The 10,144-nt window shown below is 68.0% G+C and carries 7 protein-coding genes and 1 pseudogene; all 8 read right to left on the bottom strand.

Going from position 1 to position 10,144, the window contains the following annotated elements; all coding sequences use genetic code 11:
* Positions 1-365 (bottom strand): annotated as a pseudogene (locus P3W75_RS18305) (MBOAT family O-acyltransferase); the annotation flags it as partial.
* 275 nt (positions 366-640) lie between these two features.
* Positions 641-1,765: a mannuronate-specific alginate lyase gene (locus P3W75_RS18300; RefSeq protein ID WP_430765383.1), complete on the bottom strand. Its 1,125-nt coding sequence runs from the start codon at positions 1,763-1,765 to the stop codon at positions 641-643.
* A 4-nt stretch (positions 1,766-1,769) separates the two neighbouring features.
* Complete coding sequence (locus tag P3W75_RS18295; RefSeq protein WP_276228731.1) at positions 1,770-3,203, bottom strand: alginate O-acetyltransferase; 1,434 nt, start codon at positions 3,201-3,203, stop codon at positions 1,770-1,772.
* Positions 3,204-3,214: 11 nt separating this feature from the next.
* Positions 3,215-4,819, bottom strand: a complete 1,605-nt coding sequence (gene algG / locus P3W75_RS18290) for a mannuronan 5-epimerase AlgG (RefSeq protein WP_276228730.1) — start codon at positions 4,817-4,819, stop codon at positions 3,215-3,217.
* 131 nt (positions 4,820-4,950) lie between these two features.
* Entirely contained in the window at positions 4,951-6,381 is a 1,431-nt protein-coding gene (locus tag P3W75_RS18285) for an alginate export family protein (RefSeq protein WP_430765384.1), read from the bottom strand.
* An 83-nt stretch (positions 6,382-6,464) separates the two neighbouring features.
* Positions 6,465-7,862 (bottom strand): alginate biosynthesis TPR repeat lipoprotein AlgK, encoded by a 1,398-nt coding sequence (algK, locus tag P3W75_RS18280; RefSeq protein ID WP_276228729.1) that lies wholly within the window; start codon positions 7,860-7,862, stop codon positions 6,465-6,467.
* Between the two features lie 10 nt (positions 7,863-7,872).
* Positions 7,873-9,042, bottom strand: a complete 1,170-nt coding sequence (locus P3W75_RS18275; protein ID WP_276228728.1) for an alginate biosynthesis protein Alg44 — start codon at positions 9,040-9,042, stop codon at positions 7,873-7,875.
* A 58-nt stretch (positions 9,043-9,100) separates the two neighbouring features.
* Positions 9,101-10,144: mannuronan synthase (gene alg8, locus P3W75_RS18270; protein WP_276228727.1), on the bottom strand; the 1,044-nt coding region annotated here is incomplete at its 5' end.

The following is a 10,144-nucleotide window of genomic DNA, read 5'->3' as shown; positions in this document are numbered from 1 at the left end:
AGCAGGATGTGGGTCAGCACGAAGGGCTGCAGGCCGAACGAGGTGATGATCTGGTTGAGGCTGTCGACGCCGAAGTTGGCGTACTTGAAGTAGCCCAGTACGCAGAGGTCGACCACCACGCCGAGGATCAGCCAGCGTTTCGCCGCCAGGGTGCGCACGCCGGCGGCGCCGATGCGCAGGCCGATCCAGTAGTTGAACAGGGTCACGCCGGCGAACAGCGCGAGGAAGTCCACTCGCCACCAGGCGTAGAAGACGTAGCTGGCCACCAGCAACAGCAGGTTGCGGTAGCGGTTCCCGCTCAGGTAGTACAGGCCGAGGAAGATCGGCAGGAACAGGAACAGGAACACGTTGGAAGAAAAGACCATTGCCCGTCTCGCTCTGGAGCTTCGTACCCTGGGTGGCTCCAGCCCTTCCGGCGCCTGTCGGCGCGCAAGGAAAAGGCCGGTGTCACCCGCCAGTTCCTCCCCGTTGTGTCGCTAAGGTGGTGCGCCCGCCCGGCGTCTGGTGCGCTTGGGTCGGGGGTTCCGCATGTGCGGGATGGAGCGGCCTGGCGGCGGATAACGCGGAGCGTTATTCGCCCTACGCCAAGGGGCCGTCCGAGCGTAGGGCGGATAACCGTTCGCGGTTATCCGCCGTCGCCTCAGCTGCCGTTGCCGCGGTTGAATACCTTGGTCACGTCGCCGCCGAGGCGGAAGCTGTTGAAGGGCTCCATCTTCTTGCGCCAGTCCTGGGTCTTGGGCGCGCAGCTGTAGAGCGCGCAGTAGGGTTCCAGCCAGGCGAACTTGCTGTTTTCCTTCAGGTCGGTCATGTCCTGGTCGTTGCCGGTCTTCTGGTCGAAGGCCTGCTGGTCGCCCACGCCCTGCATCACCCGTTCGGCCAGGCGCTGCAGCGCGCCGCCGTTCTCCGGGCGCAGGTCGACGCCGTTGACCTGGGCGAAGGCGGCGATCATCGCCAGCGGCGGCAGCGCGTAGTTGTGGTAGGACAGGGCGCGCTGGCGGCGCTTGAGTTCGTTGGGCAGGTAGCCCTGGGCGTCGACCTGGCTGGCCGCCACCTTGAATTCGCGCACCGACCAGTCGAACAGGTCGCGGCGGTTGGTGACCACGGCGGTGGACATCACCGACCAGGCCGCCCAGTAGCTGTGGTTGTTGATCTGCTTGAGCGGTAGGTTGCTCCAGTCGCTGACCACCTGGGTGCCGAGCTTGCCGAACCACTGTTCGATCTGCGCCGACTGCTGCGGGTAGGCCGCCAGCGGGCGGCTGCTGGAGAACTTCAGGCGCAGGTAGGACGAGGACAGGCTGCCCAGCGCCCATTTGCGCATGGACTTGCCGGTGTGGTTGAAGTCGGTGCTTTCCAGCGCGTCGGCCCGCGCCCAGCTGTCCAGCCAGTTCAGCGCGCAGTCCAGGTCGCCCTTGTGGCCGCTGCGCATGTACTGGGTGATCAGCTTGGTGGTGCCGCGCTCCATCTCGGTGATGTCCTTGATCTGCTCGCGGAACTTGCCCTCGGCGGCGACGTTGAGGGTGGCGCGCGCCGAGTCGGAGCCCTCGTACTTGCTGGTGAACTGCAGCGAGCCGGTGTAGGGCGTGGGCACCGCCGGGCAGCTGTCGGCGTCGCCCTTGCGCTCGCCGACGGCGGCGAAGTAGCCCGGCGGTGGCACCAGGTCGGCGGCCTGGCTGCTCTGCCCGTAGAGGCTGCCGAGGCTGGAAAGGGCCAGGGCCGGCCACAGCAGGCGCAGGCCCTTGTGGCGGGAAAGTTTCTGCATGGACATGGGGTTACCTCCCGGCCACGGTGGTGTCGGTGGCCTTGATCTGCGGCGTCTGGCACAGCTTCGCCTCGACCTCGAGGCCGGCCGGCATGTCGTCCGGGGCCTCGATCTCCAGGGAGAGGAACTGCTGGTCGGGCCAGTCCTCGTCGTTGCGCAGTTCGAAGACGTAGCGACCGCCGGTGTCGACGGCCTTGGACTGCTCGATCTTCAACTGCTCGCGGCGGCCGTTCATGTACCAGACGGTGTTTTTCAACTCGTGGATGCCCGGGTCGCTGTAGGTGACGTCGGCGGTGAAGCTGCCGCTGCGGATCGGCATGGCGCCGCTGTTGAGCAGCACTTCGTTGCGCCCGGCGTGCAGCTTGACCTTGCGGCTGAGCACGGCCTTCTGTTCGGCGCAGCCGTTGGCCACCAGCGGCATGGCCTGGCGGTAGAAGCTCTTCTGCGCCATGTCGTAGTGGGTGGCGAATTCCCAGACGAGGATCTTCGGCGGATTCTTGTGGAAGCTGTCGCTGGTCAGGTAGGCCAGCAGCGAGCTGTCGAAGCCACCGCCGGACACGGCGTTGTTGAGGATGTCGACCTTGCCGTATTGCTCGAGGAAGCCGACGAAGTTGTACGCCGGGCCGCTGTTGGAGGTGCCCACCACGGCCACCTGCGGGTTGCCGCCGTCGCCGAACAGGTCGCCGCTGGAGCTTTCGCCCACCGGCTCGGTCTCGAAGCGGTCGACGTACTGCGGCGCGTAGCTGCTGCCGCAGAGTTGCGCGGCGGCCTTGTGGAAGGTGCCGAGCTTGGACAGCAGGCCCACGCGCTTGCTCTCGAACTCCTTCTTCGGGATGCCGGCGTAGGCGGGCATCTCTTTCAGGGTTTCGGCGGCGATCCTGGCGCTGCGCATGGCGCCGTAGGGCGTCCAGTGGTGGTCGCCCTTGAAGTAGTAGGGGTGGGCTTCCTTCTCGTCGAACAGCGGCGAGAAGTCCGGGGTGTAGATGCCGGCCTCGCGGAACTTGGCGACGGTCGCCAGGTAGTTCTTCTTCGCCAGGTCGTAGTTGAACGCGGCCTTCTCCTCGGGGCTGAGCTTCTCGCGGTTGATCAGCCCACGGGTCGGCTGGTAGACCACCATCAGCTCGACGCCGCGGCGTTGCAGCGCCTCGCGCAGGGCCTTGAGCTCGCGCCAGCCTTCGGGGCTGGTGCCGAAGTCGGTGCGCAGGTCGTAGGTGGTGCGGAACAGCCAGTCTTCCTGGGCCGGCACCAGGTGGGTGAAGAAGCCCAGGTACTTGGTGTTGTAGGCCTTGTCGTCGGCCGCGGCCGGGCACAGGCCGGCGGCGGGCAGGGCGCTGTAGCTCGGCGCGCCGGCGTCGGCTGCGCCGGCGGCAAGAGCACCGTGGGTCAGCAGCAGGCCGGCGGCGAGGGTCGACAGGCGCAGCAGGTGATGGGGGCGGATGGTCATGGTACGGGTCCTCAGTTCTGCAGTTCGGCCTGGCTTTCCACGGGGTCGATCAGCACCGCGCGCTGCTGGCGCACGAGCAGGTCGAGGATCTGGTCCTGCTTCTCGCCGAGCACGCCGTTGAAGCTGATGCCCGAGGATTTGGTCGGCCCGAGCATGGCCACCTTGTACAGCTCCAGCGACAGCGGCGAGTCCACCGACAAGGGGCCGGAGCCGTTGCCGACCAGCTTGCCGCCGACCACGATCAGCGACACCTTGGTGTCGAAGGGGTCGAGGTCGATGTTGCGGTCGGTGTTGGACAGGTCCTTGATGTGCCCGTACACGCCGATCAGCTGGTTGCCGGCGGCGAGGTTCTCGTACAGGCGGATGTTCACGCTGTTGCGGATGCGGATGCCGTGGCGCTGGTTGCCCAGTACCTGGTTGCCGTAGATCAGGTTGTCGCCGCTCTCGTACAGCGTGATGCCGTCGGAGTGGTTGCGGTACACCTCGTTGTAGGCCACCAGGTTCCGTTCCGAGTTACGGTCCAGGACGATGCCGGAGAGATGGTTGTCGAAGGTCTTGTTGTGGAAGATCCAGCTGTCGTTGACCTCGCGCGAGACGATGATGCCGTGCTTCTTCTTCGTCCCGTGCACGGTGTTCTCGGCGATGATCAGGCGGTGCGAACGGTCGTGCGGGTCGATGCCGTAGATGACGTTGTCGCGGTAGGTGTTGCCGCGCACCACCAGGTCGTCGGCCTCGTAGCAGTAGAAGCCGTACCAGTTGTCGACGAAGGTCGAGCCGATCACCCAGCCCTTCGGGCGCGGGCGCTTCATGGTCTTGTCCATGCCCGGGCTGTACTGCGAGATGGAGATGCCGTAGGCCTTGGAGGCGTTGTAGCCGAAACTGGTGAAGGTGCTGTTCACCAGGTAGGCCTCGGCGCCGCCCCAGGAGATCAGGAACGGGCGGAATTCATTGGGGCTCTTGAACCAGGCCGGCTGGTTCTGCGCTTCGTTCCAGCCGGTGACCTGGGTGTCGCGGATGAACAGCTTGCCGTCGTTGACCAGGAATGCGCCGCGATCCTGGGACAGGCGCAGTTCCTTGACCTTGCTGTCGATCTCCAGGGTCGCGCCCTGGCTGACCACGATCGGCAGGCGGGCGACGAACACCCCCGGCTCGACCTGTTCCAGCGCCTTGCCGAACTTGCCGGCGAGGTCGGCGAGGTTGACGTAGCCGGCCTCGATGAAGATCGCCTGGGGCATCTGTTTCTGGCGCTTCACCCACTCGGCGAGGCGGTTCTTGCCGCCGGTGAATTCCTTCAGCGGCTGCTGCTGCACCATGCGTTGCAGCACGGCCTTGCCGCCGGGCTTGCGGACGATCTTCTTCGCCACCGCCGCGGCGGTGTAGCCGGAGAGGTCGGGCAGCTTCGGCGGGTCCAGGTGCAGCGGGCCTTCGGGCAGCGCGGTCACGGTGTAGTTGCCGGTTTCCTTGAGGCCCTGGGTGTGCCCGGGCTCCTTGGCCGCCGAGGGTTGCTCGGCGACGTCCTTGGCGTTGACCGCGGGCGTGGTCGCCCAGGCCGGGCCGCCGGCGGCGAGCAGGCCGCCGAGCAGCAGAGCGGCCAGGGGTAGCGGATGGCGGTTCATGGTGGGTTCTCCCTGCGGGCGTGGAGCCGGAAGGCGCTGGGCTCCCGCGTTGGCGGGAGTGACGGCGGTGCCTGGTGTCATCCCCGCGAACGCGGGGACCCAGTGACGGCTGGCTCGCATCGTCCTGATCCTCAGAAGCGCCAGATGAAGTCGACGAAGGCGTGGTGCATCGTCGAGTCGACATGGCTGCCGTAGGCGTCGCCCGGCTTGAACACGCCGCCACGGAAGCGCACCAGGGCCGAGGGCTCGTCGATGTACTGGCTCATCGAGGCGGGCAGCAGGCCCTGCTTGAAGTACTTGGTGACCACCAGGTCGACCTCCTGGCCGATGTCCTTGGAGTTGTTCTCCAGGGGCGCGCTGATGCCGCTGTTGCCGATATCCGAGTCGCCGTCGACGCGCCAGAACTTGTGGTACACGACGCTGGCGTCGTAGTCGTCGCGCAGCTGCCAGGCGCCGAACACGGTGGCGTCCTGCAGGTTCGACAGCTCGCCGCGGAAGGCCTCGCCGAAGCGGTGCACGCGGGCGCGGGTGCCGGTGAAGTTGGAGCGGTTGCTCTCCAGGCCGGTCTGCTCGAACTGGTCCTCGCCGTCGTGGCCGCCGCCGCTGCCGCGGGCGTAGCCGACGCCGGCGCGCCACTGTTCGTCGATGTTCCAGCGCAGGCCGAGGTCGACCCCGTAGGCGTTGACGTCGCCGCTCTGCTTGCCGGTGGCGACGCGCTCGCCGTCCACCGCGGTGCTGGTCAGGCGGTCGCGGTTACCGGTCAGCCAGGTGGCGCTGGCCCAGTAGTTCAGCGGCATCTGCGAGCGGTAGTTGTAGCCGTCGCCGTTGGCCTCGACGCCGACCCAGGTGAGGTCGCCGGTGGAGCGCTTGTCCAGCGAGTCGATGGTCTCGCCGGCATCCGGCAGGCTGCCGCTGTCGTCGCTATGGTGCAGGCGCAGGCCCACCCAGTGGTGCGGCGCCCACTGTGTGGAAATGTCGCCGAAGACGTGGGTGCGGTCCTTGTCTTCCGGGGCCAGGTCGGTGATGTCGGTGCGGTACTCGGAGAAGCGCTGGGCGGCGCCCAGGTGGGCGCGCAGCAGGGTGGTGTCGAAGGTCCAGTTCAGCGCCTCGATGTTGGTGTCCTGCCACATGCCGCTGTCGTCGCGCAGGCGCTGGCGGCCGAAGCGCAGGTGCTCGCCGGGGTACTGGGTGAGGCCGGCGTAGTCGACCCAGAACTCGCGCAGGGCGAGGTAGGCGTCGTCGGGTTCGCGCTTGTTGTCGCTGCTGCCGCGACTGGTGTCGATTTCATCGGACTGCAGGGTGTCGGTCTGGATGGTGTCGGTGGCGGCCACCGCCTGGCCCATCACGTAGGCGCTCCACTGGTCCCACTGACCGAAGGCCCAGGGCCGCAGGTCGAGGCCGATGCCGTTGAGGTCGCCGCCGTGGGCGGTGCCCAGGTCGCGGTCGTCCTCGGACTCGGCGGTGATCTTGATGTCGATGCCGTAGTTCTTCGGCGGCGTGTCGTCGGCCCAGGCGCCGTTGGCCAGCAGGGTGCCGGCCAGGCTCATGCCGGCGCCGAGCATCGCCGGGAACAGGCGCGCGCGGCGAACGGCGCGGGCCAGGCGGAGCGGTTGGAGGAGCGGGGCGGGAGTCGGGTCGGGGCGCTTCATAGGCTTTCTTGTTCCTGTTCGTTCTGCATGAGGCTGACGGTGGCCTGCCAGTTGGCGCCGCGGGCCTGTTCCTCGCGCTTGAGCAGTTGCTGCGCCTGGCTCAGTTCGGCCGGCTGCAGTTGCGGTTGCAGTTCACTCAGCAGGTCGCCGGCCTGGGGCAGCTGGCGACGCTGCGCCAGGCTGCCGAAGACGTAGGCGTTGACCCGGTTGGGCTGCACGCCGCGGCCCTGCGACCAGAGCTGGGCGAGGGCCAGGTCGGCGCTGGCCTGGCCGGCGCGGGCGGCGATCAGCAGGTGGTCGGCGGCCTTTTGCGGGTAGACCTTGCCGAGGAAGCCGCGGCGGTAGATCTGCCCCAGGTAGTAGTGCGCCTGGGGCTCGCTGGCGGCGGCCTTGAGCAGGTGCTGCTCGGCCTTCTGCGGGTCCTGGGGCATCCACTTGCCGTCGTAGTAGAGGCGCCCGAGCAGCAGCTCGGCGCGCGGCTGGGCGGCGTCCTGGCCCTTCTTCAGGTAGTCGAGCATCTGCTCCACGTCGCCCAGCTCGGGGTAGTCGTACTGCAGCTTGGCGAGGTCGACCCAGGCCGCCGGGAAGCTCGGCGCCAGCTCCGTGAGCAGGGCCTGGGCGGCTTGCGGGTCGGGCTTGCCGAGGTCGGCGTCGGCCAGCACCTGGGCCACCGACTCGACCCGCTCGGGCGGCACCCGGCCGGCCTTGCTGGCGGCGCGCAGGCGCTCCAGGTGGGCCTTCTGCTTGTCCGCATCGGCCTGCACCTGGTACACGGTGGCCAGCTCCATCCAGCACACGTCCATGCGCGACAGCCAGCGCTGGCAGACCTGCTCGATCTCGGCCAGGTGCTGGTTGTAGGTGCCCTGGGTGCGGTACAGGATGATCTGCGCCAGGTCCGCCTGGGGCAGGCCCTGGGCGCGCCACTGGTCGATGCGCTGCTGCGGGTTCACCCCCGGCCAGGCCTGCGGGTATTGCAGGTAGAGCACGATCAGCGGCACCAGGGCGCTGTCCTCGCCTTCGTTGAAGGCGCGGTTGAGCAGTTGCTCGGCCTCGCGGTGCTCGGCGTCGCTGGCGCCGGGCTTGGCCGCCAGCCACTTGCCCAGGCGCGCGCGGGCGCGCGGCGAGGTCTCGGCGGCTTCGCGGTAGAGCTTCTCGGCCTTGGCCTGGGCGGCGACGTCGCCGCTGGCGGCCTGCATGTCGGCGAGGCCGACCTGGGCGTCGGCGTAGCCGAGGGTGGCCAGGGCCTGGTAGTTGGCCTGGGCGGTGGCGATGTCGCCGCGCGCCATGGCCTCGTCCGCCAGGCGCTGGTCCGGCAGGCCGGCGCAGCCGGCGGCCAGGCCGATGGCCAGGGCCAGGCCGGCGTGGCGCAGCAGGGGATGGGCGATAGCGTTCATGCTCGATTCCTCAGCGCGCGGTGGCCAGGGCCATCGCCTTGTTCAGCAGGGTGCGGCCGGGCATGCCGCCGATGCTGACCTCGGTAGGGCGGCCGGCCAGCTGGCTGTCCAGCGGCTGGTCGGGCTGGATCTGCGCGCGGATTTCCGAGGACAGGTCGCCGTCCACCGGCGCGGTGCGCACGATGCGGCCGCTGCGCACTTCGCTGTCGCCGGCGATCTGGAAATGCACCAGGGTGCCCGGCGAGAGCTCGGCCGCGCTGCGGTAGGCGAAGCGCGCCTCGACGGTGGCGCTGGCTTCGCGCGGGGCCAGGGTGAAGATCACGTCGCCCTTGTTGGCGTACTGGCCGTTGGCGACGCGCTGTTCGATTACCCGGCAGTCGCAGGGGCTGGTCAGGGTGCCCTTGAGCTGGTGGCCGAAGAGCTTCTCGATGTTGCCGGGGTTGAGCTGCTCGTCGGACAGGTTGCCCTTGAGCAGGTCGAGCAGGCTGGTGGAGAAGGTGGCGATGGGCGCGCCCTTGTCGACGTTGGCGTCCAGTTGCACCAGGCTGTCCACGGTGCCCTCGCGGGGCATGGTGATCTGCTGCGCGGGGATGTTCACCACGCCGGAGTCGGCGTGGGTGACGAAGTACAGGTTGTACAGCTGGTTGAGGATGAAGGCGAAGGCGCCGACCCCGACCACGAAGATCGCCGTGCTCAGGGTCACCGCGCGGGCGCGGCCGAGGAAGCCCATGCCGCCGCCGGCGCCGCCGTGCTTGCGGGCCTTGGTGAAGTTCTCGCGCTGCAGGGTGTTGAGCATGTCGCCGACGCTGATCACCTCACCGGCGAGGAAGGCGGTGATCAGGTAGCGCAGCGCGGCGATCTCGCGCGGCTTCAGGTGCTGGAACTCGCAGCCGGCGCGGCGGCTGTCCGGGTCGAAGGAGCGCACCTGGAATTCCACCTCCAGGGCGAAGCTCAGGCTGTCGATCTGGAACAGCAGCTTGCCCTTGTGGATGTCGCCGACCTGGATCGGCGCGCCGCTGGCGACGAAGGCGAAGCCCCCGGCGGAGAGGTCGAGCAGCTTGGCGTCGACACCCTCGCGGTTGCCGCCGATGTAGCGGATGCGCGCGGGCAGCTTGACCCGCGCGTGCTGGCGCTGGGCTTCGGATTCGTGCACGACGTTGACGTTGACGGCGGTATTCATGAAGTCGGTCCTATGTTCGAAACGGGTCGGATCGGCCGCGGGCCGGTTGCTCAAGGGGTCATACGATCGTCAGGAGTACGGCGACGAACACACTGGCGGCAGAGAAGGTCATGGCGCGCGAAGACCAGGTGTTGAACCAGCGCTGGTAGCGGTTCAGGCCGCGTTCGAGCTTGGTGCTCTGGCGCGTCCAGGACTGCTGGTCGAGGCGGAAGAACACGTAGATCTTCACCAGGGCGCCGACGATCTGGTTGTAATAGAGGATCACCGGGTAGGCCGGGCCTATCGGGTGGCCGGACAGCGACAACAGCAGGGTCAGCACCAGGCGGGTGATGCCGATCCACAGCAGGTACACCAGCAGGAAGGTGATGCTGTACTTGAGGCTGGCGATGATCGCCGCCACCAGGCCGAGCAGGCAGGTCCACATGGACACGCGCTGGTCGAACAGCACCACCGTGGTGAACCAGCCCAGGCGTCGCGGGCCCAGGGCCAGGGCGCGGGCGTTCTGCCGCAGGTTGTTGCCGTACCAGCGGAACATCAGCTTGCGGCTGGCCTTGATGAAGCTCTTCTCCGGCGGGTGCTCGACGGTGTTGATCGCCGCGTCCGGCACGTAGAAGGTGTCGAAGCCCAGGCGCATCAGGCTGTACCAGCTGGACTTGTCGTCGCCGGTGAGGAACTGGAAGCGGCCCAGGCGCCAGTGGTTAAGGTGGTCGCTCTCGACGTCGGCGATGAACTCGGGGGCGGTGACCACGCTGGCGCGGAACACCGACATGCGCCCGGTCATGGTCAGCACGCGCTTGGACAGGGCCATGGAGCACATGTTGATGTGCCGCTGGGCGAAGCGCAGCTTGTGCCACTGGCTCATGATGTAGCCGCCCTGGACTTCGCAGAATTCGTTGGTGGTCAGGCCGCCGACGTTCGGGAACAGCTTGAACCAGCGCACGGTGGCGCGAACCACGCCGGGTTCGAGCACGGTGTCGCCATCGATCACCGCCGCCACCGCGTTCTCGTCCGGCATGTGCCGGGAGATGGCGCGGAAGCCGTGGGCCAGGCCGTCGCGCTTGCCGGTGCCGGGGATGCGCACGAAGTCGAGCTTCACGTGGGC

This window comes from Pseudomonas citronellolis (assembly GCF_029335315.1).
GTDB lineage: Bacteria > Pseudomonadota > Gammaproteobacteria > Pseudomonadales > Pseudomonadaceae > Pseudomonas > Pseudomonas citronellolis_A.
Note: the sequence above shows the minus strand (reverse complement) of the source record. Positions and strands in the feature narration are given on the sequence as shown.